Raw genomic sequence first — 24,380 nt, 5'->3', positions numbered from 1 at the left:
CGAGATCCCAATGTAGGAGCGAGCCTGCTCGCGAAGGGGCCGGCGCATTCACCTCGGAGCCAACTAGCGCACCACCGGCAAACTCGTCGTCGACTTGATCTCCGACAGGGCCACGATCGAGTTCACCTCCTGAATCCCCGGCACCATCGACAGCTTTTCGAAAAAGAATCGCTCATACGCCTCGATGTCCGCCGTGACGATGCGCAGCAGAAAATCCACCGACCCCATCAGCACGTAGCACTCCAGCACCTCGGGGAACCCGCGGATCGCCTCGGTGAACTCGGTGAAATTCGAGCGACCGTGGGCGTTGAGCTTGATTTCGGCGAAGATCTGCGTGTTCAGGCCGATTTTCTTGCGGTCCAGCAGCGTCACCTGCCCCCGAATGATCCCCTCCTCCTTCATCCGCTGAATCCGACGCCAACAGGGCGACTGGGACAAGCCAACCTGCTCGGCGATCTGCGCGCTGGACAGCGAAGCATCCTCTTGCAGCAACGCCAGTATCCTGCGATCGAAGCTATCCAGCTCATTGTGCATAAATAAACCTATAGTTTTCCGATATGCGAATCAGTTTATTCAACATAGGTTCGAAATAGCTCATCTTAGGTAAGAAATACCCTCCGGCGCATGTAAATATTTCTCCCGACCTCCAGGAGACCGAACATGCACTCACTCGCAACCGTATCCACCGCCCCGACCCGCGCCGACGCCTGGCACGCCGCCAACGCCCATTGCCGCGTGCATTATCAGATGCAGGCCGAAGCCGAGCCGGACGTGCTGTGCCGAGCGTTGAATCTGTTCGCCTTGCAGGGCCTGACGCCACAGCAGGTCTACGTCGAGCGTCAAGACGATCTGCTGACGCTGGACATTGTCCTGGATGGGCTGAGCTGGCACCGTGCCCAGGTCATTGCTGAAAAATTACGTAACCTGATCAGCATGTGCTCGGTGGACCTGCAGGACGCCGATATCACGCGGGCCGGACGGGTTCTGGCGGCCGGTTGAGGGGGCGCAGGCAAGAATTGGAAACGCATTGGTCGGGTAGTGGCCCAACGGTCCATAAGGTCGGGACTATTCTTTTGCACAACAAGCCGGGACGCCGAAGCGTCTGCATCGCGGCTTTGCTGCAACTGTCCAATAGGAACCCGAACGCCCATGTCCACCAAACACGCCACTCAGGACCGCTGGCTGGACCTTAACGATCTGCTCCGCCAACTGGTCGCCCAGGGCCTCATCAGCCAGGATTCAGCCGAAACCGCGCTCAACGCTCGGCGCCGGCATAACGCCAACAGCCAGTTGCACCCGCTGGAGTTCATCGCCAACCAGCACCTGGACGACCTCAGCCGACCCGGCAAGCGCCTGGACCTTGAGAACCTGACGCTGTGGCTGGCCCAGCAGGCCGACCAGCCCTACATGCGCATCGACCCGTTGAAGATCAACGTGGCGGCCGTTACGCCGCTGATGTCCTATGCCTTTGCGCAACGTCACAAGATTCTCGCAGTGGCGGTTGACCGTGACGCCGTCACCGTCGCCAGTGCCCAGCCTTACGTCAGCAGTTGGGAAGCCGACCTGACCCACGTGCTCAAGCTGCCGGTCAGGCGGGTGGTCGCCAACCCGGTGGATATCCAGCGCCTGAGCGTGGAATTCTATCGCCTGGCCAAATCCGTCAGCGGCGCTACCACCGTCGATCAGCAACCGAGCAACCTGACCAACTTCGAACAACTGCTCAACCTCGGCGCCAGCGACCAGGAGCCGGACGCCAACGACGCGCATATCGTCAACATCGTCGATTGGCTGTTCCAGTACGCCTTCCAGCAGCGGGCCAGCGATATCCACATCGAACCGCGCCGGGAGCAGGGCACCGTACGCTTTCGCATCGACGGGGTGCTGCACACCGTCTATCAGTTCCCGCCGCAGGTGACGATGGCGATCATCAGTCGCCTGAAAAGCCTGGGGCGCATGAACGTCGCGGAAAAGCGCAAGCCCCAGGATGGTCGCGTCAAAACCAAGACTCCCGACGGCAACGAAGTGGAGTTGCGCTTGTCGACCTTGCCGACCGCGTTCGGCGAAAAAATGGTGATGCGGATCTTCGATCCGGAAGTATTGCTCAAGGATTTCGACCAGCTGGGCTTCTCCGCCGACGACCTGCGTCGCTGGCAGGACATGACCCGCCAGCCCAACGGCATCATTCTGGTCACAGGCCCCACCGGGTCCGGCAAGACCACGACGCTCTACACGACGTTGAAAAAACTGGCGACGCCGGAAGTGAACCTCTGCACCATCGAAGATCCGATCGAGATGGTCGAGGCCTCGTTCAACCAGATGCAGGTCCAGCACAACATCGAGCTGTCTTTCGCGGCGGGCGTACGTGCGTTGATGCGGCAGGACCCGGACATCATCATGATCGGCGAGATCCGTGACCTGGAAACCGCCGAAATGGCGATCCAGGCAGCCCTCACCGGACACCTCGTCCTCTCGACCCTGCACACCAACGACGCGCCGAGCGCCATCAGCCGCCTGCTGGAGCTCGGCGTGCCGCATTACCTGATCAAGGCCACAGTGCTCGGAGTCATGGCCCAGCGCCTGGTGCGTACGTTGTGTCCGCATTGCAAGGCGCCCATCACCCTGGATGAAGACGACTGGCAAACCCTGACGAGGCCCTGGCAGGCCCCGCTGCCGACCAACGCCCAGCAGGCTGTCGGCTGCTCGGAATGCCGCGATACCGGCTACCGGGGGCGGGCCGGAGTGTACGAGATCATGCAGTTGAGCGACAGCGTCAAAGGCCTGATCCACCCAGACACCGACCTGCTCGCCGTGCGCCGCCAGGCCTTCAAGGAAGGCATGCGCAGCCTGCGGCTCTCGGGCGCGCAAAAGGTAGCGGCCGGCCTGACCACGGTCGAAGAAGTACTGCGGGTGACGCCACAGAGTGAACAGAAGTAGCGTGTGGCGAGGGCTGACTGACGGGTCATGGAACTGAATCGAGGCTCCGGCAATCCAAAGTCATAGTTAACCCTGTGGAGTCACCTATCATGCGTCTCAAACTTGCTGTCGCGACCCTGGCCTTGCTTTCTCTTCCTGTTGGCTCGGCAATGGCCGACACGTTTTGGCGTAACGTCATCTCATCCGGTGCGACCACCGGTTCTACCTACCTGACCTTCAAGGACAACAAGCTGATCGTCGCCGCCCAGGACGACGCCGGCAGCTTCGTCGCCAGTGACGGCGGCATCCGTGGCCCCTACCTGGAAGCCGCGATGCAGAAAGTCCGGGCCGACAACCCAGGCCTGCAAGCCACCGACATGGAACTGGCCAACGCGATCCTGGCAAAAAACGCCGTCGCCCAGGAATGATGTCCGGCCAATAAAAAATGCCGCTCGATTGAGCGGCATTTTTTTGCCCGACGGACATCTCACAAACCAACGTGGGAGCGAGCCTGCTCGCGAAAGCGGTGTGTCAGCCAACCTCGATGTTGCTGATTTATCGCCTTCGCGAGCAGGCTCGCTCCCACAGGTATCAAGTGTTACTCGCCGATAGCAGCCTTATAGCCGGCAGCATCGAGCAACTTGTCCAACTCGGCCTTGTCGCTTGGCTTGAGCTTGAAGATCCAGGCGCCGTACGGATCGGAGTTAAGCAGCTCCGGCGAGCCGCCCAACTCTTCATTGATCGCAATCACTTCGCCGGCAATGGGGGCGTAGATGTCGGAAGCGGCCTTGACCGACTCCACCACGCCAGCCTGATCACCAGCAGCAAAAACCTTACCGACCTCGGTCAGCTCGACAAACACCACATCGCCCAAAGCTTCCTGCGCATGGTCGCTGATGCCTACGATGACGGTACCGTCGGCTTCCAGGCGGGCCCACTCGTGGCTTTCGGCAAAACGCAGTTCGGCGGGGATATCACTCATATTCTGTGTCCTCAAGAGAAAGTGTCAGCGGCCGGCGGCCCGCCGCAAAAGGTTAGATCAGGGTTTTGCCATGGCGGACGAAGGTCGGCTTGACCACCCGTACCGGGTACCACTTGCCACGAATTTCCACCTCGGCACGGTCGGCGGTGGCCATCGGAACACGTGCCAGGGCAATCGACTTGCTAAGCGTAGGAGAAAAACTACCACTGGTGATCTCTCCTTCGCCAACATTGGCGATACGGACCACCTGATGAGCGCGTAGAACACCGCGCTCCTCAAGTACCAGCCCGACCAGTTTGTGCTGCACGCCAGCCGCCAGTTCGGCTTCCAGCGCCGAGCGGCCGATGAACTGGCGACTCGCAGGTTCCCAGGCGATGCTCCAGGCCATGTTGGAGGCCAGCGGCGAAACATCCTGATGAATGTCCTGGCCATAGAGGTTCATGCCCGCTTCCAGGCGCAAGGTATCGCGAGCTCCAAGGCCGATGGGAGGAATGCCAGCGCCCACCAGATCGTTGAAAAAGCTCGGGGCTTCATGGGCCGGCAGGACGATTTCCAAACCATCTTCACCGGTGTAGCCGGTACGGGCAATGAACCAGTCACCGTCGGCACGACCTTCGAAGGGCTTGAGCTGCTGGATCAATTGGCCGCGTGATTGCGTGACCAATTCGGCAATCTTGTGCCGGGCCTGCGGCCCCTGGATGGCCAGCATCGCCAGTTCGGGACGCTCGTGCAGTTGCACATCATATTCACCGAGCTGTGCCTGCATCCAGGCCAGGTCCTGGTCACGGGTCGAGGCATTGAACACCAGCCGGTAACCCTCATCGACCCGGTAAATGATCATGTCATCGACAATGCCGCCACGCTCATTGAGCATCGTGCTGTACAGCGCCCGGCCGGTGTCCTGCAAGCGATCGACGTCATTGGCCAGCAAACGCTGCAGCCAGGCCTTGGCCTGGGGGCCGGCAACGTCGATCACGGTCATGTGGGACACATCGAACACACCGCAATCGCGGCGCACCTGATGATGTTCCTCGACCTGCGAGCCGTAGTGCAGAGGCATATCCCAACCGCCAAAATCGACCATCTTCGCGCCAAGGGCGAGATGCAGGTCATACAGAGGCGTACGCTGTCCCATGGGTTTCTCCTTCCGGGCGTGGCGAAGGTGCGGACGGGTACTGCACAGCACGAACGCCTGAAAAAAAGCGCCCTCAGCTACCCGGTCCGACGGACGGACCGCACCGAATGCCGCGCATTGTATCCGCATGCCATGGCACTGGCACCTGGAGCCGCTCTCAATTAATTCAGAACGCGTTGATGAGCCGAGCGCCGTATCAATCCGATGACCGGCAACAGCCCGACCAGCACCAGGGTCAGCGCCGGCAATGCAGCCCGTGCCCACTCCCCCTCGCTGGTCATCTCAAAGACCCGCACTGCCAGCGTGTCCCAGCCGAACGGGCGCATCAGCAGGGTGGCGGGCATTTCTTTGAGCACATCGACAAACACCAGCAACGCCGCGCTCAACGTGCCAGGGAGTAGCAACGGCAGATACACTTTGAAAAACAGTCGTGGCCCACTGACGCCAAGGCTTCGTGCGGCCTCGGGCAATGACGGACGAATCCGCGCCAGGCTGCTTTCCAGCGGACCGTAGGCCACGGCCAGGAAACGTATCAGGTAGGCCAGCAGCAACGCCGACAAACTGCCCAACAGTAACGGCTTGCCCGCCCCGCCGAGCAGGGTCGATAGCGGAATGACCAACTCACGGTCCAGATAGCTGAACGCAAGCATGATCGACACCGCCAGCACTGAACCCGGCAAGGCATAACCCAGGTTCGCCAGGCCGACACCGGCGCGGATCGGGCGGGTCGGCGCCAAGCGACGGGCGAACGCCAGCAGCAAGGCCACGCAGACGGTGACCAGGGCCGCCAGGCCGCCCAGATAGAGGGTATGGATGATCAACCCGGCATAACGCTCGTCCAGGTCGAACCGACCGCGCTGCCAGAACCACACCACCAGTTGCAGCACCGGAATGACGAACGCGCAAGCGAAAACCAACAGGCACCAGCTGCTGGCCGCCACCGCCTTGAAACCGCGCAAGTGGTAAAGCGCGTTGACCCGGGGCCGTTCGTTGCTGGCCCGCTGTGCTCCCCGGGCACGGCGCTCACCGTAGAGCACCACCATCACTGCCAGCAGCAACAGGCTGGCCAGTTGGGCGGCGCTGGAAAGACTGAAGAAGCCGTACCAGGTTTTATAGATGGCGGTGGTAAAGGTGTCGAAGTTGAACACCGACACCGCGCCGAAATCCGCCAGGGTTTCCATCAGCGCCAGCGCCACGCCCGCGCCAATGGCCGGTCGGGCCATCGGCAGCGCCACCCGCCAGAACGCCTGCCAGGGCGATTGGCCGAGTACCCGGGCCGCTTCCATCAATCCCTTGCCTTGGGCCAGGAAGGCGCTTCGCGCGAGCAGATAGACATACGGATAGAACACCAGCACCAACACCAGGATAACCCCACCGGTCGACCGCACCCGGGGCAGGCGCAAGCCGCTGCCGAACCATTCGCGCATCAGGGTCTGCACCGGGCCGGCAAAATCCAGCAGGCCGACGAAAACAAACGCCAGCACATAGGCGGGAATCGCGAACGGCAACATCAACGCCCAATCGAGCCAGCGCCGACCGGGAAATTCGCAAAGGCTGGTAAGCCACGCCAGACTGACCCCCAACAACGTCACGCCGACACCCACACCCAGGATCAGCGTCAGGGTATTACCCAGCAGACGCGGCATCTGGGTCTCCCACAAGTGGGACCAGATCTGCGCATCGATGCTCTGCCAGGACAGCAGCAGCACGCTCAACGGCAACAGCACCAGCGCAGCGACGGCGAAGACCAGGGGATACCAACGGCGTTGGGCGGGGTGGGTCAAGGAAAACTCTCGTAAGACAAACGGTCATGTGGCGAGGGAGCGTGCTCCCGCTGGAGGGCGAAGCCCTCCCGGGATATCTGCCAGGATCTATATGCGGGGGCATGATCCAGGATTTTGGGGCTACTGCGTAGCCCAGCGGGAGCAAGCTCCCTCGCCACGGCTCGTCAAGGAGCTGAAAGGGATCGTCTCAGTTCCAGCCGGCACGATCCATCAGGCGAATGGCTTCGGCCTGGCGTTTGCCCGCGACTTCCACCGGCAGAGTATCGGCCTTGAACTGGCCCCAGGCGGCGACTTCCTTGGACGGCTGGACTTTCGGGTTGGCCGGGAATTCCTGGTTCACGTCGGCGAAGATGCTTTGCGCTTCAGGCGTGGTCATCCATTCCACCAGTTTTTTCGCGGCGTCCGGGTGCGGCGCGTGCTTGGTCAGGCCGATACCCGAGAGGTTGATGTGCACGCCACGGTCCGCCTGGTTCGGCCAGAACAGCTTGACCTTCAAGTCTGGCTTCTGCTGGTGCAGGCGGCCGTAGTAATAGGTGTTGACGATGCCAACGTCGCACTGGCCGGCATTGATCGCCTCAAGCAGCGCGGTGTCGTCGGAGAATACGTCGGTGGACAGGTTCCTGACCCAGCCTTTGAGGATCGCCTCGGTTTTTTCAGCACCATGGGTTTCGATCAGGGTCGCGGTCAGCGACTGGTTGTAGACCTTTTTCGAGGTCCGCAGGCACAAGCGGCCTTCCCATTCCTTGCCGGCCAGCGCTTCGTAAGTAGTCAGCTCACCCGGTTTGACCCGGTCAGTCGAGTAGGCAATGGTCCGCGCACGCAGGCTCAGGCCGGTCCAGGCGTGGGACGACGCACGATACTGAGGGGGAATGTTGGCATCGATTACCGGCGAGGTGAACGGCTGCAGAATGCCCATCTGCTCGGCTTGCCAGAGGTTGCCGGCGTCGACGGTCAGCAGCAGGTCGGCGGTGGCATTTTTGTCTTCGGCCTTGATCCGCTGCATCAGGGGCGCTTCCTTGTCGGTGATGAACTTCACCGCGACGCCGGTCTTCTTGGTGTAGGCATCGAAAACCGGTTTGATCAGCTCATCGATGCGCGACGAATAGACCACCACCTCATCGGCAGCCTGGGCGACGGAAGTGCCGATCAGGGTCAGTGCGAGGGCGGACAGCAGGCGTTTGGTGGCCGACATGGTAGCGGTCTCTCGATTGTGAACAGAGCGCAAATGATAAGGACTCACATTTAGCACCACAATCGAACAGTGGGTAGACACGTTTCCAAATGTTGCACAGGTGGAAGAGGTGGCTGTTCCGGCCCCATCGCGAGCAAGCTCGCTCCCACAGGACAACACTGGACAAATGTGGGAGCGAGCTTGCTCGCGATGAGGCCATAAGCTCCAAAACAACTTTCAGACCTTGGCCAGATCCGGCAAATCCCCGGTCAGCCCCAACGCCTCGCGTACGAACAGCGCCTTGGCTTCCGGCATGCGGTCTACCAGCTTCAGACCGGTATTACGCAACCAGCGCACCGGCAATGGATCGGCCTGGAACAGCCGCTCGAAGCCTTCCATCGCCGCCATCAGCGCCAGGTTGTGGGGCATGCGCCGCCGCTCATAGCGGCTCAACACCTTGAGATCGGCCAACCGCTCGCCACGCCCTGCGGACTGCAACAGCACCTCGGCCAACACCGCGGCATCCAGGAAACCCAGGTTGACGCCCTGTCCGGCCAGGGGATGGATGGTATGCGCCGCATCGCCGATCAGCGCCAGCCCTTCGGCCACGTAACGCTTGGCGTGGCGTTGGCGCAGCGGTACGCAGACGCGAGGATCGGCGCCGAGCACCGCGCCTAGCCGGCCCTCGAAAGCCCGCTCCAGTTCGGCGCAGAAAGCGCCGTCATCCAGCGTCATCAAGCGCTGCGCTTCGCCAGGCGTGGTCGACCAGACGATCGAGCACCAGTCCTGCTGGCCGTCGCGCGCCAGTGGCAGGAAGGCCAGCGGACCATTGTCGGTGAAGCGTTGCCATGCGGTCTGGCGATGAGGTCCGGCGCAGCGCACGCTGGTGACGATCGCGTGATGCAGGTAGTCCCACTCGCGAGTAGCGACCCCCGTCAGTCGGCGCACGGCGGAGTTCGCCCCGTCGGCGGCAATCACCAGTGGCGCGCGCAAGGTGCGCCCGTCAGCCAGGGTCAACAGCCAGTCGTCGCCGGAGCGGCGCATCTGCTCCAGGCGCGCATTGGCCAGCAGGCCCAGGTCGCAGTCATGCAACCGGTCCAGCAGTGCATCCTGAACGACGCGGTTCTCGACGATGTGGCCAAGCACTTCGGCATGCAGGCTGGCGGCGGAAAAATGAATCTGCCCCGTGCCGCTACCGTCCCAGACATGCATGTCGGTGTAGGGACTGGTGCGTCGGGCGACGATACCGTCCCAGACGCCCAGACGATCGAGAATCCGCTGGCTGGCCGCCGACAGGGCGCTGACCCGGGGTTCGAACGCTGCCTGGGAATCAAAGGGCTTGACGCTCAGCGGGCTGCCGTCGAGCAACAACACCTGCAAGCCGCTGCCCTGCAACGCCAGCGCCAGGGCGCTGCCGACCATGCCGGCACCGACAATCAACAGATCTGCGCGCAATTCCATGCTTTAAGCCTGTGCTGCTGGCGATATGAGTCGCCGGTGAAAGGAATGAGCCGTATCAAGCATCGGGGCGAGTCCCCAAGCCCATGGCCTGGCGAGCGAACCAGCGCTTGGCCGGGGGCAGCAGGTCAAGGCCCAGGAGGCCGAGATTGCGGCCCACGGATACCAGCGGCAGATCGCTGCTGAACAGCCGCGTGACCTGGTCGGAGAAGCCGACGGTCAGGGCCTGGTCCATCCGCTGGCGCTCGCGATAGGCTTGCAATACAGAGAAGTCGCCGGGCGTGCTGTCGCTCCCGAGCAATGCATCGGCCAGTGCCTGCGCGTCACGCAAGGACAGGTTGAAGCCCTGGCCCGCTATCGGATGCAGGCTATGGGCAGCATTGCCGAGGATCGCCAGGTGCGGACGTACCTGCTCTTCGGCTTCCACCAGCGCCAGCGGATAAAGGTGTCGCGCACCCACCTGTTTCAACGTGCCCAGGCGATAGCCGAACACACTCTGCAGCTCACTGAGGAAACTGCGCTCATCGAGGGCTGCCAGCCGTTGCGCATCCATGCCCTGGCGAGTCCAGACCAACGCACAACGATTTTCCGGCAGCGGCAACAAGGCCATCGGGCCGTCGTCGGTAAAACGCTCGAAAGCCATGCCGTTGTGGGCTTCGCTGGGGGTGACGTTGGCAATCAACGCGCTCTGGTCGTAAGGGCGATTGCGCACACCGACGCCCAACTGCTCGCGCAGTCCGGAGCGTCCACCGTCGGCCAGTACGGCGAGGTCGCATTCCAGCGTGGTTTCGTCATCCAGCGTCAAACGATAACCACCGACTAGCGGCTCCATCCGGGTGACTTGCGCCGGGCAGCGCCAGCTGACCACGTCCTTGTCCAGCCCTTGCCACAGGCATTGGCCGAGCCAGGCGTTTTCCACCACGTAGCCGAGGGCCGGCACGCCCTCCTCCATGGCGGACAACCGTGCGGTGGAAAACCGTCCGCGGTCGGAAACATGAATCTGTTTGATCGGTTCTGCGCGGCGGGAAATTTCCTGCCAGAGGCCCAGGCGCTGATAAATTTGTCGCGCACCGAAGGAGAGCGCCGATGAGCGCGCGTCATAGCTCGGCTGCCAGGTGTCGCCGGGGGCGAACGGCTCGATCAGCATGATCTTCCACCCCCTGGCCTTGGCGCCTGCCTGCAAGGCGAGCGCCAGGCTCGCGCCGACCAGGCCGCCACCAATGATCGCCACGTTGACCCGGCTCATGCCGCTTGAGTCCGTGCGGCGGCCATCAGGGCCTCGATCTCGGCGACCGTTTTCGGCACGCCGCGGGTCAGGATTTCACAACCGGTCTTGGTCACCACCACGTCATCCTCGATGCGCACGCCAATGCCGCGCCATCTCTTCGCTACGCTGCGATTGTCCGGGGCAATGTAGATGCCCGGCTCCACGGTCAAGGCCATGCCAACCTCCAGCACGCGCCATTCGCCACCGACCCGGTACTCACCGACGTCGTGCACGTCCATGCCCAGCCAGTGACCGGCACGGTGCATGTAGAACGCCCGGTAGGCTTCGCTGGCGATCAACTGGTCCACCTCGCCTTCCAGCAGCCCGAGACGCACCAGCCCCTCGGTAATGACCCGGACCGTAGCTTCATGGGCCTGGTTCCAATGCTTGTTCGGGCCAATTTCAGCGAACGCCGCTTCCTGGGCCGCCAGCACGACCTCATAGATCGCCTTCTGCTCGGGCGAAAACTTGCCGCTGACCGGCCAGGTACGGGTGATATCGCTGGCGTAGCAGTCGATTTCACAACCGGCATCGATCAGCACCAAGTCGCCATCCTTGAGCGGCGCGTCGTTCTGCTGGTAATGCAGGATGCAACTGTTACGCCCCGCCGCAACGATGGAGCCGTAGGCCGGCATCTTTGCGCCGCCCTTGCGAAATTCGTAGTCGAGCTCGGCTTCCAGGCTGTATTCGTAAAGCCCGGGGCGTGCCGCTTGCATGGCGCGGATGTGCGCCTGGGCGGAAATCCGCGCCGCTTCGCGCATCACTTTCACTTCCGCCGCCGATTTATACAGGCGCATATCGTGCAGCAGGTGATCCAGGGCAACAAATTCGTTCGGCGGCTGGGCACCAAGGTGGGCCTTGGAGCGAATCACGTTGATCCACTCCATCAGGTGCCGGTCGAATTCGGGGTTGCTGCCCATGGCCGAATAGACCCGGTCGCGACCTTCGATCAGGCCCGGCAGGATGTCGTCGATGTCGGTGATGGGAAACGCGTCGTCGGCGCCGTAGTCCCGGATCGCCCCTTCCTGGCCAGCACGCAAGCCATCCCACAGTTCACGTTCGGCGTTGCGCTCGCGGCAAAACAGGATGTACTCGCCGTGAGCGCGACCGGGCATCAGCACCAGCACCGCTTGCGGCTCGGGGAAGCCGCTGAGGTACTGGAAGTCGCTGTCCTGGCGATAGACGTGCTCGACGTCGCGGTTGCGGATCGCAACGGCGGCGGCGGGCAGGATTGCGATGCTGTTGGGTTCCATCTGCGCCATCAAGGCCTTGCGGCGACGGCTGTATTCCGACTTCGGGATATGAATCATGGGCAGACGGTGTTCCCTTTCAAGCGATCAGTGCAGGGACGGCTTGGCAGCCGGTTCAGCGGTTTTTTTTTCTCGGTAAACAGCAGCAACGGCGCGACCCGCAGGTACTCCATCACTTCCATGTAGTCGCTCTCGCCGTCGTCGGATTCTTCCAGGGCGTCCTGCACCTGGGAGATGGCCGCCAGGTCTTGCAACACTTCCTTGGCTTCATCGCTCAAGGCGTATTCGCGGCGGGTCAGGCCGAAGCCTGCCAGGAAACCCTGGCACCACTGACCCAGCGCAGCGGCGCGTTCAGCCAGCGGCGCGTCATCGGTGGGCAGCAACAGGACGACGGTCATGTCGTCACTGGTCAATTCACCCTTGACCATTTCCTGCAGGCCGATGAGCGCGTTGCGCACGTTGTCCGCCGGCTCGCCTTCAAGCAGTTCGGCGGCGTCGGCCAACCAGCCGTCGGCATCAAAACCGGCGCCGGCACAGCTGCGGCCGAGCAGCAGGCCATGCAGTTCGGCGGGCGAGACAGGGTGGCCGCTGGTGCTCAGCAGGGTGGCAAAGGCTTGGTACGGAGAATTCTGAATGGGCATGGGCAGCTAGGCGCCAGACGGCGCTATGTCTAGAATGGAGGCCTTGTATCCTACATCGACAGACTCGCCAAGACCATTAAAGGCTGTGCGACCCAAATCCCTCCATCAGACACATTCTTCAGTGGACACAATGGAAGACACCGACCTGCAAGCGCTGATGGCCAGACTCGAGCTGCTAATTGACCGGGTCGAGCAACTTAAGAGCCAAAACGGACTCCTATTAGCTCAGGAAAAAACCTGGCGCGAGGAACGCGCGCACCTCATTGAAAAAAACGAAATCGCCCGGCGTAAGGTCGAATCGATGATTTCGCGCCTCAAGGCCCTGGAGCAAGACTCATGAGTTCAAGCAATAGCGTTACCGTGCAGATCCTCGATAAAGAGTATTCGATCATCTGCCCCCAGGAAGAGCGCAGCAACCTGGTGAGCGCCGCCCGTTACCTGGATGGCAAGATGCGCGAGATCCGCAGCAGCGGCAAAGTCATCGGCGCCGATCGCATCGCCGTGATGGCCGCCTTGAACATTACCCACGACCTGCTGCACCGCCAGGATACGCCGGACGTACAGGTCAGCGGCTCGACCCGTGAACAGGTCCGCGACCTGCTCGATCGGGTGGATCTGGTACTGGCTACCGATCCGGACGTCAGCAAGGGCTGATTCGCGAGGCAGCCTGGGGTATACTTGCGTCACTCCCTGGGGTGCTTGCCAGTTGGTGATGTCCCTGAGCCGATACGCACAACCACGGGGGTTGCACGTTGGGGCCGGTGTGCATGTCCGCTTGACGGAAAGCCTTAACGCCTCCTGCAACTTCCACCTTGAACTTTCGGGTTCAAGGGCTAAGCCGACAGCGGTTCATCCGGGGAGCCTGATTCTTGAAACAATGCCAGTCATCATGACTGGCATTGTCGTTTCTGGCGTTTGGCGTTTTCCGGTCCCGCCGTTTGCGGTTACGCTGTGCCGATGTCACCGTCTCGCGAAGCATCGAAATGACCGAACCTGCGTTGCCGACCCGCCCACAACTTCGCCGCCTGCTACGCCAGGCCCGTCGTGCCCTGACCCCGGCCCAGCAACGGCAAGCCGCCCACGGGCTTTATCGGCAACTGGCACAGCATCCGCTGTTTCGCCGCGCAAGACACATCGCCCTGTACCTGCCCAACGACGGTGAGATCGACCCACGCCTGCTGCTGCGCGCCGCCCAACGTCGGGGCAAGGCGACTTATCTGCCAGTACTCAGTCCCTGGCCGCAGACCAGGATGGTGTTCCAGCGGATCCATCCCGGCGAAAAAATGCGCCCTAATCGTTTCCGCATCCCGGAACCACGCAAGAATATCGCCCGGCAGCGCAAAGTCTGGACATTGGACCTGGTATTGCTGCCGTTGGTGGGGTTTGACGATGCCGGCGGACGCCTGGGCATGGGCGGCGGCTTCTATGACCGCAGCCTGGCGTATCTGTCGCGACGCAAACAATGGCGCAAGCCGACGTTGCTGGGCCTGGCCCATGAGTGTCAGAAGGTCGAACGATTGGCGCAGGCAAGCTGGGATGTACCGTTACAGGGAACGGTCAGTGACAGGCGTTGGTATCTGGCGAGCTAGACGCCGCGAAACAGCGGCGTCCGGAAGACGGCTCAGCGCTTGAGTGCCGGCGCGGGCTGGGTGATTTCCATCGGTGCATCATTTTTGTTGGCCCATAAGCTCTGGGCATAACCCGTGGTGACGACACCCAGGCCAAACAGAATGACCAGGATCCACAACAAATCCGGTTTGCGTTTCATCGATTGCCCCCCTCAAGGCATATCACACACGATGACAGCAGCGGTTTTCTTATCTGGCCGTGCAGCAGCGTCAAGCTTGGAAGGCCGGCATTTTGCGGCAACGTGAACCGACACGCAAATGCTGGCGTCAACCGACTGTCGGTTTGTCATAAAATCGCTGAACCTTTTTATCGCCACCACCCAGGAGTAGAAATCATGGCCTACTGGCTGATGAAATCCGAGCCCGACGAATTGTCCATCCAGGGCCTGGAAAAGCTCGGCCAAGCGCGCTGGGACGGGGTTCGCAACTACCAGGCGCGCAATTTCCTGCGGGCCATGGCGGTAGGCGACTCATTTTTCTTCTATCACTCCAGCTGCCCGGAGCCAGGCATTGCCGGAATTGGCAAAATCATCAAGGCCGCCTATCCCGACCCAACGGCCCTGGAACCTGACAGTCATTACTTCGAGGCCAAGGCCAGCCCGGAGAAAAACCCCTGGACCGCCCTCGACGTCGCCCATGTCGAGACATTCCCACGGGTGCTGAAGCTCGACTACCTCAAACAGCAGGCCGCCCTGGCCGAAATGCCGCTGGTGCAAAAAGGCTCGCGACTGTCGGTGATGCCGGTGACAGCTGAGCAGTGGGCGGCGGTCATTGCCTTGAAATCCTGACCAATGCAGTGCCCTGTCGACCGCTTTCGCGAGCAGGCTCGCTCCCACAGGGGACTGGTGTTACTCACAAAATTCCTGTGGGAGCGAGCCTGCTCGCGAAGGGGCCCGCCCGGACAAACTTACTGAATGATCAGGTTGTTGAACAACAGATCATCCACCATCGGCTTGCCCGTCTCGTCGTTCATCACCTGCTGGGTCTGCTTCAACGCTTCCTGCCGCAGCTTTTCCTTGGCTTCAAGGTTGTTCATGGTTTCGGTCGTCTGCTGGGCAAACAGCGCCACCAGTTGGTTGCGAATCAACGGCTCGTTAGCCTTCACCGCCGCAGCGGCGGCGTCACCGGTCACGCGCAGGGCAACGTCGGCCTTGTAGACCTTCAGCTTGGTCGTTCCGTCCAGGCCATAGTTGCCCACGAATGGCGGGCTGAGCGTGATGTAACTGACCTTCGGCGCCTCGCCTTCTTTGGCTTCCTTGGCTTCTTCGGCCATCGCCGCCACAGGCAACGACAGGGCCAGCATCAACATGATCCACGCTTTCACATTCGACTCCTCATCCGATTTGCGGCCCAGCATACCGCCCCCTCGTCCCAGCACAAGCTTATGGCCGGCTATCAGGGCGGGGCATGCTCGTTGACCCCTTCACTCTCACACCTACACTTATCGGCCATCACTCCCAAAGGAATAGCCCTGATGAAAGCCGTGCTGTGCAAAGAATTCGGCCCCGCCGAATCGCTGGTGCTGGAAGACGTCGCCAGCCCCGTCGTGAAGAAGAACGAAGTGCTGCTGGACGTGCACGCCGCCGGGGTGAATTTTCCTGATACGTTGATCATCGAAGGCAAATATCAATTCAAGCCACCGTTCCCGTTTTCCCCCGGCGGCGAAGCAGCGGGCGTCGTCCGCGAGGTGGGAGAAAAGGTCAGTCACCTGAAAGTCGGTGACCGGGTCATGGCGCTGACCGGCTGGGGCAGTTTCGCCGAACAGGTGGCAGTTCCGGGCTACAACGTGCTGCCCATTCCTGCCGCCATGGAATTCAACACCGCCGCCGCGTTCAGCATGACCTACGGCACCTCGATGCATGCCCTCAAGCAACGTGCCAACCTGCAACCGGGTGAAACCCTGCTGGTGCTCGGTGCCTCCGGCGGCGTCGGCCTGGCGGCGGTGGAAATCGGCAAGGCCATGGGCGCCCGGGTGATCGCCGCCGCCAGCAGCGCGGAAAAACTCGCGGTAGCCAAGGCCGCCGGCGCTGACGAACTGATCAACTACACCGAAACCAGCCTCAAGGATGAAATCAAGCGCCTCACCGACGGCCAGGGCGCCGACGTGATCTACGACCCGGTGGGCGGCGACCTGTTCGACCAGGCGGTCCGCGCCATCGCCTGGAACGGCCGGCTGCTGGTGGTCGGCTTCGCCAGCGGGCGCATCCCCGAGCTGCCGGTGAACCTGGCCTTGCTCAAGGGCGCTGCCGTGGTAGGCGTGTTCTGGGGCTCCTTCGCCCAACGCCAGCCGCAGGACAACGCCGCCAACTTCCAGCAACTGTTTGGCTGGTTCGCCGAAGGCAAGTTGAAACCGTTGGTGTCGCAGGTCTATCCATTGAGCAATGCCGCCCAGGCGATCAATGACCTGGGGCAGCGCAAGGCGGTAGGCAAGGTGGTTGTGCAGGTTCGCTGATTGCCCAAGCTGTTTACCTGAACCGGGTCGCAGCGCTACGGCCCGGTTCCGCCATCCCCATACCGCCCTCCATTTATACCTGAGCGACATGTTCGTAAAAGAACATGCCATCTCCCACATTTCCGCTGTTTGGCCGATGCGAACCGGTGCTATTTTCGGTAATGAAACTGTAACATTCGCATCCGCAGTCAAAACAAGAAATCTGGAGCCCTTGAATGTTTGCTTTCTTTCGTCCCGCCGCACATCAGGCTCCATTGCCTGAAGAAAAAATAGACAGCACCTATCGGCGCCTTCGCTGGCAGATCTTCGCCGGCATTTTTATTGGTTATGCCGGTTACTACCTGCTGCGCAAAAATTTTACCCTGGCGTTTCCGGATCTGATCGCCCAAGGCTATACAAAGGGCCAGCTGGGGGTGGCGATATCGGCAATAGCGATCGCCTACGGTCTTTCCAAGTTCCTGATGGGCATCGTGTCCGACCGCTCCAACCCGCGTTATTTCCTGCCTTTTGGCCTGATAGTGTCAGCCGGAGTGATGTTCATTTTCGGTTTCGCACCGTGGGCAACCTCAAGCGTGACCATGATGTTCATCCTGTTGTTCATCAACGGCTGGGCGCAAGGCATGGGCTGGCCACCAAGCGGACGCACCATGGTGCACTGGTGGTCGCAGAAAGAACGCGGCGGTGTGGTTTCGGTATGGAACACCGCCCATAACGTCGGCGGCGGCTTGATCGGCCCGCTGGCAATACTTGGCATGGGCTGGTTCAACGACTGGCACAGCAAGTTCTACGTACCGGCAGCGGTGGCTTTGCTGGTCGCTGTATTTGCCTTCATCGTCATGCGCGATACGCCGCAATCGACAGGCTTGCCGCCCATCGAGAAATACAAAAACGATTACCCGGAAGGCTACGATGCCAGCCATGAAGAAGAATTCAGCGCCAGGGACATCTTCGTCAAATACGTGCTGCGCAACAAGATGCTCTGGTTCATCGCGCTGGCCAACGTTTTCGTCTACCTGTTGCGCTATGGCATTCTGGACTGGGCACCGACCTATCTCAAAGAGGTCAAGCACTTCAATTTCGACAAGACGTCCTGGGCTTACTTCCTGTACGAGTGGGCCGGCATTCCCGGCACGCTGCTATGCGGGTGGATGTCGGACAAGGTCTTCCGGGGCAACCGCGGCCTGACGGGCATGGTGTTCATGGCATTGGTGACCGTCGCAACAATCATCTACTGGCTGAATCCGCCGGGTAACCCGATGGTCGACATGATCTCGCTGTTCGCGATTGGCTTCCTGATCTATGGCCCGGTCATGCTGGTAGGTCTGCAGGCTTTGGAACTGGTGCCCAAGAAAGCAGCAGGTACGGCTGCCGGCTTCACCGGCCTGTTTGGTTATCTGGGTGGCTCAGTCGCGGCCAGCGCCATGATGGGCTACACGGTGGACTATTTCGGCTGGGATGGCGGCTTCATCCTGCTGGTCGGTGCCTGCCTGCTGGCCATGGCGTTCCTCGCGCCAACCCTCTGGCATAAGCAGATCGCCAGTCAGAGCCGCGACGCGGTCGCCTGATCCAGCGCTGACTTGCAGCGCTTGAGCCGCGCCTCCAGATTGCGGTCTGGCATGGCGTGGCTGCGCAGGGCGTGGATGGTCTGCTCGACATAATCGCGAGTCGTGCCATACCGCCCGCAGGCGCTTTCGAACACCTGGCTCAGCACATGATCCGGCAGATTGCCGGCATAGCTGGGCAGGTGTCGCTCAAGGACAAACCCCAAGGCCTGGACCCGATTGCCATCTTCCAGCCGACAGCTAAGCCAGTGCGGCCGATAGGACGGCACGGGCATCTCGCGTTGCCACAGGGCCAACAGCGAATCCTGCAGGTTTTCTTCCGGCAACCGGTAGGCGAAACCGCTGCACGAGCCGCCGCGATCCAGCCCGAACACCAGCCCTGGCAATTCCGGGGTGCCACGGTGTTCATGGGACCACAGATACAACCCGCGATGATAACCGTGCACTCGCCCGCGCATACGCTCCACCGCCGTGCATTCGGGCCGCCAGATCAACGAGCCGTAGGCGAACAGCCAGACTGGGCCGCCCTGGTGCAGGCTCATGGCCGAGTGCATCGACGCAAGCAGTTGATCCCGGGTCAGCTGTGGCCCCAACTCGAGTCGTGGCGGATACAGCGCGCAGGTGATGGCGGATTCGATAGCGGTCATGGCCGGTAGCGGATGGCTCCTCGCTGATGGTGAATGGCTTGGCAACGCCAAGGTGCTGGCGTTTCAGGGAACGAAGGCAAGTTAGATGCCATCGGGCTTCCATATACGTTATCGGTATCTAGCTCCGGAAACTAAATACCGAAACGAAATATGAGGTGTCATATCGACGGGCATTCGTTCTTGTGGCGAGGGAGCTCACCGAGCCTAGGTTGGACGAACGCGGCTCAAGCCCGCGGCGCGTACGCAAACACATCCGCACGCATCTGATGAGCATCCATGCCGGCCTCCACCAGCGCATCGAGCGTGGCGTAAATCATTGCCGGTGAGCCGCTGGCGTAGACGTGGACGCTGGAAAGATCGCTGATGTCCTCGCACACGGCTTCATGGAGCATCCCGCAGCGCCCCTCCCAGCCGCACAAGTCGCTGACGACCTTGTGCAGGAACAGGTTCGGCAGTTTTTTCCACTCCTCCCAATGCTCGATTTCATAGAAATCCTCCGGCCGCCGCACGCCCCAATACAGATGCACCGGGTACTTGAATCCCGCTGCCCGGCAATGCTCGATCAGGCTGTGCATCTGCGCCATGCCGGTTCCAGCGGCGATCAGCACCAGCGGGCCATCCGGCAACTCGGACAAGTGGGTATCACCGAACGGCATTTCGATGCGCACGGTAGGATTGCGCCGCAGTTGCTCCAGCAGCGCCAGCGCACTGCTTTCGCGCGCCAGTACATGTAGCTGCAGGTCTCGCCCCGAGTGCGGCGCCGAGGCCAGGGAGAACGCCGATTTCTCGCCGTTCTCGCGCTCGATCATCAAGTATTGCCCAGCGTGATAGCGCGGCGGCTTGCCCGCCGGCGCCCGCAGGCGCACCCGCCAGACATCGCCGCCGACGTCACTGCATTCGGTGACCTGGCACGCCAGGTTGCGCACCGGCAGTTCACCCGGCGCCAGCACGCCATCCCAGAGCACCACGCAATCCTCCAGCGGCTCGGCAATGCAGGTAAAGATCTCGCCGTGATCACGCACCTCACCGGCCTGCGTCACGCGACCTTCCACCAGCAGCGCGCCACAGACGTGGCAATTGCCATTGCGGCAGCTCTGCGGACATTCGTAGCCCAGGCGCCGGGCGCCATCGAGAATCCGCTCCGCCGGCTGTATCTCCAGCACCGCGCCGGAAGGCTGCAAGGTTACACGCATCAATCTATTCCTAACTGATTCCAGATGGCATCGATCCGTTGGGTAACGGCTTCATCCTTGACGATAACCCGGCCCCATTCACGGGTGGTTTCACCGGGCCATTTATGCGTGGCATCGAGCCCCATCTTCGACCCCAGGCCGGACACCGGCGAGGCGAAGTCAAGGTAGTCGATCGGCGTATTCTCGATCATCACCGTGTCGCGCTTGGGGTCCATGCGCGTAGTGATGGCCCAGATCACGTCGTTCCAGTCCCGTGCGTTGATATCGTCATCAGTGACAATAACGAACTTGGTGTACATGAATTGTCGTAAAAACGACCAGACGCCCAACATCACCCGCTTGGCATGCCCCGGATACGACTTCTTCATGGTCACCACGGCCATGCGGTACGAGCAGCCTTCCGGTGGCAGGTAGAAATCGGTGATCTCCGGGAACTGCTTCTGCAGGATCGGCACGAACACTTCGTTCAGCGCCACGCCGAGGATAGCCGGCTCATCGGGCGGACGTCCGGTGTAGGTGCTGTGGTAGATCGGCTTGATTCGATGGGTGATGCGCTCGACGGTGAACACCGGGAAGCTGTCCACCTCGTTGTAATAACCGGTGTGGTCGCCGTAAGGACCTTCATCGGCCATTTCGCCGGGGTGGATCACGCCTTCGAGAATGATCTCGGCGGTGGCCGGCACTTGCAGGTCGTTGCCACGGCATTTCACCAGCTCGGTGCGGTTGCCCCGCAGCAGGCCGGCGAAGGCATATTCGGAGAGGCTGTCCGGCACGGGCGTGACGGCGCCAAGGATAGTCGCCGGATCCGCGCCCAGGGCCACCGAAACCGGGAATGGCTGACCAGGGTGTTTTTCGCACCACTCACGATAATCCAGCGCGCCACCCCGATGGCTCAGCCAGCGCATGATGACCTTGTTGCGGCCAATCACCTGCTGACGATAGATACCGAGGTTCTGGCGATCCTTGTTCGGCCCTTTGGTGACGGTCAGGCCCCAGGTGATCAGCGGCCCCACGTCGCCCGGCCAGCAGGTCTGCACCGGCAGCATGGCGAGGTCGACAGCGTCGCCCTCGATCACCACTTCCTGGCAGATCGCGTCCTTGACGACTTTCGGCGCCATGGAAATGATCTTGCGGAAAATCGGCAGCTTCGACCAGGCGTCCTTCAGGCCCTTCGGCGGCTCCGGCTCCTTGAGGAACGCCAGCAGCTTGCCGATCTCGCGCAGTTCGCTGACAGCTTCGGCCCCCATGCCCAGGGCTACACGCTCCGGTGTGCCGAACAGATTGCCCAGCACCGGGATGTCATAGCCGGTCGGATTTTCGAACAGCAGTGCCGGGCCCTTTGCCCGCAGGGTGCGGTCGCAGACCTCGGTCATCTCCAGCACTGGGGACACCGGCACCTGGATGCGCTTGAGTTCGCCGCGCTGTTCCAGACCGCTGATAAAGTCGCGCAAGTCGCGATACTGCATGCAAAGCCTCATGGTGACCGTGGCGTTCGGGGGCCCGAGTTTAACGCCGCCCGTTCGCAATAGTGAATGCACAGACAGCAAAAAGCCGGGTTTCCCCGGCTCTTGCTGGCCTGCTCGACTTACTTGCGCTTCATCGACAGGAAGAACTCATCGTTGGTCTTGGTCGTTTTCAGCTTGTCGACCAGGAACTCGATGGCCGCCACTTCATCCATCGGATGCAGCAGCTTGCGCAGGATCCACATGCGCTGCAACTCGTCATCGGCCGTCAGCAATTCTTCGCGACGGGTACCGGAACGGTTGATGTTGATGGCCGGGAACACACGTTTCTCGGCGATGCGACGGTCCAGGGGCAGTTCCATGTTGCCGGTACCCTTGAACTCCTCGTAGATCACTTCGTCCATCTTCGAGCCGGTTTCAACCAGCGCGGTGGCGATGATGGTCAGCGAGCCGCCTTCTTCGATGTTCCGTGCGGCACCGAAGAAACGCTTCGGCTTCTCCAGGGCGTGGGCATCGACACCACCGGTCAATACCTTGCCGGAGCTCGGGATCACGGTGTTGTAGGCACGGGCCAGACGGGTGATGGAGTCGAGCAGGATCACCACGTCCTTCTTGTGCTCGACCAGGCGCTTGGCCTTCTCGATCACCATTTCGGCAACCTGCACGTGACGGGTCGGCGGCTCGTCGAACGTCGAGGCGACCACTTCGCCGCGCACGGTGCGCTGCATCTCGGTCACTTCTTCCGGACGCTCGTCGATCAGCAGCACGATCAGATGAACTTCAGGATTGTTACGGGCGATGTTGGCCGCGATGTTCTGCAGCATGATCGTCTTGCCCGCTTTCGGCGGCGCCACGATCAGACCGCGCTGGCCTTTGCCGATAGGTGCGCACAGGTCGATGACACGACCGGTGAGGTCTTCGGTGGAACCGTTGCCGGCTTCCATCTTCATGCGCACGGTCGGGAACAGCGGGGTCAGGTTCTCGAAGAGAATCTTGTTCTTCGCGTTTTCCGGACGGTCGAAGTTGATCGTATCGACCTTGAGCAGCGCGAAGTAACGCTCGCCTTCCTTTGGAGGGCGGATCTTGCCAACGATGGTGTCACCGGTGCGCAAGTTGAAGCGACGGATCTGGCTCGGCGAGACGTAGATATCGTCCGGGCCGGCGAGGTAGGAAGCGTCCGCGGAGCGGAGGAAGCCGAAGCCGTCCTGGAGAATCTCCAGCACGCCATCACCGGAGATTTCCTCGCCGCTTTTTGCGTGCTTCTTGAGCAGGGAGAAAATCACGTCCTGCTTGCGCGAACGGGCCATATTTTCTATGCCCATCTGTTCGGCCAATTCGAGCAGTTCGGTAATCGGCTTTTGCTTGAGTTCAGTCAGATTCATATAGGAATGACGTAATCATTTATGGAGGGGGAAATTAAGCTTTTGGCTTAATGAGGCCGCGCCGCAGAGAAGGCGACAGGATCGCGTACTTGTTCGAAAGGAGAGCGTCGGCGACGGCTTGCAGGGGGCAATGGAGAAACCAGTGCGGGGCCGAATGTAACACCTCGATTTACGAGCGTCTAGCCCTGGATAACGAAAAAGCCCCGCGATTTGCGGGGCTTTTGGCAGAACATTCGACGCTTAGATGTTGGCGTCGAGGAAAGCTGCCAGTTGCGACTTCGACAGCGCGCCGACCTTGGTGGCCTCGACGTTGCCGTTCTTGAACAGCATCAGCGTCGGGATACCACGCACGCCGTGCTTGGCCGGGGTTTCCTGGTTTTCGTCGATGTTCAGCTTGGCGACGGTCAGTTTGCCCTTGTAGGTCTCGGCAATTTCGTCCAGGACCGGAGCGATCATTTTGCAAGGACCGCACCACTCAGCCCAATAGTCGACCAGCACTGCGCCTTCGGCCTTGAGTACGTCAGCTTCGAAGCTAGCGTCGCTAACGTGTTTGATCAGATCGCTGCTCATGGAAATCTCCGGGGTAATCAGCAAAAAAACGTGGCCCATCATAGCTGCCCTTCCCAGGTTCAGGAAGCCGCAGTTGATTGAGTCTCGCTATGGAGATTGATGGCTTTGGGTATCGCCCGCTTCATGAAGCGGCCGGTGCGATGAACGAGATACCGGTACGCAACGCCGCATTACGTACATGTTCCTGCATGGTTTTTTGCGCGGAAACCGATGCCCGGCGGGCCAGGGCGCGAAGGATCTTGCGATGTTCCTGCCACGTCTCCATCGCCCGCTCCGCCCTGATGAACGGTAGTTTCTGGCTTTCCAGGAAGATATCGGCGCTGGCGGTGAGAATGCCCAGCATCGCCTGGTTGCCGCTGGCCAGCAGGATCCGTCGGTGGAACTCGAAATCGAGCCGCGCCGCCGCGTCGAAATCCCCCGCTTTCAACTCTCGGCGCATGGCCTCGACGTTGTCATCCAGGGCATCGAGCTCATCGGCGCTCAACGTGACGGCCGCCAACCCGGCCGCGAACCCCTCAAGGGCATAACGCAACTGAAAGATATCCACCGGCGAGGCCTGCGCGGCGAAGGGCCAACCCGGCGTTGGTTCGCTGCGTGGGGCTTGCGCCGGTGATTGCACGAATACCCCCCTCCCTGGCTGCACGCTGATCATGCCCAAGGCACTGAGCGATGAAAGCGCCTCGCGCAGTGAGGCCCGGCTCACCCCCAGCTGCAAGGCCAGCTCCCGTTGTGACGGCAGCGCATCCCCCGGGCCGAAACCTTGATCGGCGATCAGCTTGCGGATGCCTTGGAGGGCGACTTCCGGAACGGCACGAGAAATGGAATTCATGGTTTTTCAGGGAAACCGAGTCAATGAGCGGCTAGTTGTAAAGCTATTCGAAG

25 protein-coding genes, 1 other RNA gene and 1 pseudogene are annotated in these 24,380 nt (G+C 61.3%); 10 read left to right on the top strand and 17 right to left on the bottom strand.

From position 1 onward, the window contains the following. Positions 1-63: 63 nt before the first annotated feature. Positions 64-534: an Lrp/AsnC family transcriptional regulator gene (locus tag J3P94_RS01940; protein ID WP_434571043.1), complete on the bottom strand. Its 471-nt coding sequence runs from the start codon at positions 532-534 to the stop codon at positions 64-66. Between the two features lie 126 nt (positions 535-660). Between J3P94_RS01940 and J3P94_RS01935 the strand changes: the two genes are divergently transcribed. From J3P94_RS01935 to J3P94_RS01925, 3 genes are all read left to right on the top strand, one after another. Further along, on the top strand, positions 661-999 hold the full coding sequence (locus J3P94_RS01935; protein WP_434571042.1) for a hypothetical protein: 339 nt from the start codon (positions 661-663) through the stop codon (positions 997-999). Between the two features lie 150 nt (positions 1,000-1,149). Continuing rightward, complete coding sequence (locus tag J3P94_RS01930; RefSeq protein ID WP_305498037.1) at positions 1,150-2,934, top strand: GspE/PulE family protein; 1,785 nt, start codon at positions 1,150-1,152, stop codon at positions 2,932-2,934. 86 nt (positions 2,935-3,020) lie between these two features. After that, positions 3,021-3,341, top strand: a complete 321-nt coding sequence (locus J3P94_RS01925; RefSeq protein ID WP_186707601.1) for a DUF2388 domain-containing protein — start codon at positions 3,021-3,023, stop codon at positions 3,339-3,341. A 170-nt stretch (positions 3,342-3,511) separates the two neighbouring features. On the opposite strand, the gene gcvH is transcribed toward J3P94_RS01925, so the two are convergent. The 8 genes and pseudogenes from gcvH to J3P94_RS01885 all read right to left on the bottom strand — a co-directional run bounded on the left by gcvH (position 3,512) and on the right by J3P94_RS01885 (position 12,601). Further along, positions 3,512-3,895 carry a glycine cleavage system protein GcvH gene (gene gcvH / locus J3P94_RS01920; RefSeq protein WP_434571041.1) on the bottom strand — a complete coding sequence of 128 codons (384 nt, stop codon included), beginning with the start codon at positions 3,893-3,895 and terminating at the stop codon, positions 3,512-3,514. A 52-nt stretch (positions 3,896-3,947) separates the two neighbouring features. Further along, positions 3,948-5,030, bottom strand: coding sequence for a glycine cleavage system aminomethyltransferase GcvT (gene gcvT, locus J3P94_RS01915; protein WP_434571039.1), 1,083 nt, complete (start codon positions 5,028-5,030; stop codon positions 3,948-3,950). Between the two features lie 161 nt (positions 5,031-5,191). Next, a complete protein-coding gene (locus J3P94_RS01910; protein ID WP_434571037.1) occupies positions 5,192-6,814 on the bottom strand; it encodes an ABC transporter permease in 1,623 nt (540 codons plus the stop codon). Positions 6,815-7,001: 187 nt separating this feature from the next. Next, positions 7,002-8,006, bottom strand: a complete 1,005-nt coding sequence (locus J3P94_RS01905) for an extracellular solute-binding protein (RefSeq protein WP_434571035.1) — start codon at positions 8,004-8,006, stop codon at positions 7,002-7,004. Between the two features lie 216 nt (positions 8,007-8,222). After that, positions 8,223-9,440: a 2-octaprenyl-3-methyl-6-methoxy-1,4-benzoquinol hydroxylase gene (locus J3P94_RS01900; protein ID WP_434574065.1), complete on the bottom strand. Its 1,218-nt coding sequence runs from the start codon at positions 9,438-9,440 to the stop codon at positions 8,223-8,225. A gap of 61 nt (positions 9,441-9,501) precedes the next feature. Continuing rightward, on the bottom strand, positions 9,502-10,689 hold the full coding sequence (gene ubiH, locus J3P94_RS01895) for a 2-octaprenyl-6-methoxyphenyl hydroxylase (RefSeq protein WP_434571034.1): 1,188 nt from the start codon (positions 10,687-10,689) through the stop codon (positions 9,502-9,504). Beyond that, a complete protein-coding gene (pepP, locus tag J3P94_RS01890) occupies positions 10,686-12,020 on the bottom strand; it encodes a Xaa-Pro aminopeptidase (protein ID WP_434571032.1) in 1,335 nt (444 codons plus the stop codon). Before pepP ends, ubiH begins: the two co-directional genes overlap by 4 nt. A gap of 27 nt (positions 12,021-12,047) precedes the next feature. Then, positions 12,048-12,601: pseudogene (locus tag J3P94_RS01885) on the bottom strand (YecA family protein). A gap of 130 nt (positions 12,602-12,731) precedes the next feature. On the opposite strand from J3P94_RS01885, the gene J3P94_RS01880 reads away from it, so the two are divergent. From J3P94_RS01880 to J3P94_RS01865, 4 genes are all read left to right on the top strand, one after another. Next, positions 12,732-12,941, top strand: coding sequence for a TIGR02449 family protein (locus J3P94_RS01880; RefSeq protein ID WP_003177365.1), 210 nt, complete (start codon positions 12,732-12,734; stop codon positions 12,939-12,941). Beyond that, positions 12,938-13,255, top strand: coding sequence for a cell division protein ZapA (locus J3P94_RS01875; RefSeq protein WP_039590276.1), 318 nt, complete (start codon positions 12,938-12,940; stop codon positions 13,253-13,255). Before J3P94_RS01880 ends, J3P94_RS01875 begins: the two co-directional genes overlap by 4 nt. A gap of 30 nt (positions 13,256-13,285) precedes the next feature. Next, a non-coding RNA gene (gene ssrS / locus J3P94_RS01870) (6S RNA) lies at positions 13,286-13,465 on the top strand. 119 nt (positions 13,466-13,584) lie between these two features. Next, entirely contained in the window at positions 13,585-14,190 is a 606-nt protein-coding gene (locus J3P94_RS01865; protein WP_434571030.1) for a 5-formyltetrahydrofolate cyclo-ligase, read from the top strand. A gap of 32 nt (positions 14,191-14,222) precedes the next feature. On the opposite strand, the gene J3P94_RS01860 is transcribed toward J3P94_RS01865, so the two are convergent. Continuing rightward, positions 14,223-14,369, bottom strand: coding sequence for a hypothetical protein (locus tag J3P94_RS01860; protein WP_434571028.1), 147 nt, complete (start codon positions 14,367-14,369; stop codon positions 14,223-14,225). 195 nt (positions 14,370-14,564) lie between these two features. On the opposite strand from J3P94_RS01860, the gene J3P94_RS01855 reads away from it, so the two are divergent. After that, positions 14,565-15,017: an EVE domain-containing protein gene (locus J3P94_RS01855; protein ID WP_434571026.1), complete on the top strand. Its 453-nt coding sequence runs from the start codon at positions 14,565-14,567 to the stop codon at positions 15,015-15,017. A gap of 119 nt (positions 15,018-15,136) precedes the next feature. Here J3P94_RS01855 and J3P94_RS01850 read toward each other — a convergent pair whose 3' ends face one another. Then, complete coding sequence (locus J3P94_RS01850) at positions 15,137-15,553, bottom strand: flagellar basal body-associated protein FliL (protein WP_434571024.1); 417 nt, start codon at positions 15,551-15,553, stop codon at positions 15,137-15,139. A gap of 150 nt (positions 15,554-15,703) precedes the next feature. Between J3P94_RS01850 and J3P94_RS01845 the strand changes: the two genes are divergently transcribed. Both J3P94_RS01845 and glpT read left to right on the top strand, forming a co-directional pair. Continuing rightward, positions 15,704-16,681 (top strand): NADPH:quinone oxidoreductase family protein, encoded by a 978-nt coding sequence (locus tag J3P94_RS01845; protein WP_434571022.1) that lies wholly within the window; start codon positions 15,704-15,706, stop codon positions 16,679-16,681. Between the two features lie 215 nt (positions 16,682-16,896). Further along, complete coding sequence (gene glpT / locus J3P94_RS01840) at positions 16,897-18,246, top strand: glycerol-3-phosphate transporter (protein ID WP_434571020.1); 1,350 nt, start codon at positions 16,897-16,899, stop codon at positions 18,244-18,246. Here glpT and J3P94_RS01835 read toward each other — a convergent pair. From J3P94_RS01835 to J3P94_RS01810, 6 genes are all read right to left on the bottom strand, one after another. Beyond that, positions 18,222-18,890: a gamma-glutamylcyclotransferase gene (locus J3P94_RS01835; protein WP_434571018.1), complete on the bottom strand. Its 669-nt coding sequence runs from the start codon at positions 18,888-18,890 to the stop codon at positions 18,222-18,224. The two genes, glpT and J3P94_RS01835, sit on opposite strands and share 25 nt — an antisense overlap. A gap of 224 nt (positions 18,891-19,114) precedes the next feature. Continuing rightward, the gene (locus J3P94_RS01830) at positions 19,115-20,083 is read right to left on the bottom strand and encodes a CDP-6-deoxy-delta-3,4-glucoseen reductase (protein ID WP_434571016.1); all 969 of its coding nucleotides are present in this window, start codon (positions 20,081-20,083) and stop codon (positions 19,115-19,117) included. Further along, positions 20,083-21,549, bottom strand: a complete 1,467-nt coding sequence (ubiD, locus tag J3P94_RS01825) for a 4-hydroxy-3-polyprenylbenzoate decarboxylase (RefSeq protein WP_434571014.1) — start codon at positions 21,547-21,549, stop codon at positions 20,083-20,085. Before ubiD ends, J3P94_RS01830 begins: the two co-directional genes overlap by 1 nt. 119 nt (positions 21,550-21,668) lie before the next feature. Continuing rightward, positions 21,669-22,928 carry a transcription termination factor Rho gene (gene rho, locus J3P94_RS01820; RefSeq protein ID WP_003206716.1) on the bottom strand — a complete coding sequence of 420 codons (1,260 nt, stop codon included), beginning with the start codon at positions 22,926-22,928 and terminating at the stop codon, positions 21,669-21,671. A 240-nt stretch (positions 22,929-23,168) separates the two neighbouring features. Next, the gene (gene trxA, locus J3P94_RS01815) at positions 23,169-23,498 is read right to left on the bottom strand and encodes a thioredoxin TrxA (RefSeq protein ID WP_003206727.1); all 330 of its coding nucleotides are present in this window, start codon (positions 23,496-23,498) and stop codon (positions 23,169-23,171) included. 121 nt (positions 23,499-23,619) lie between these two features. Then, complete coding sequence (locus J3P94_RS01810; protein WP_434571012.1) at positions 23,620-24,327, bottom strand: FadR/GntR family transcriptional regulator; 708 nt, start codon at positions 24,325-24,327, stop codon at positions 23,620-23,622. Between the last annotated feature and the right edge of the window lie 53 nt (positions 24,328-24,380).

The sequence above is a fragment of the Pseudomonas sp. Z3-8 genome, assembly GCF_051131975.1.
GTDB lineage: Bacteria > Pseudomonadota > Gammaproteobacteria > Pseudomonadales > Pseudomonadaceae > Aquipseudomonas.
Note: the sequence above shows the minus strand (reverse complement) of the source record. Positions and strands in the feature narration are given on the sequence as shown.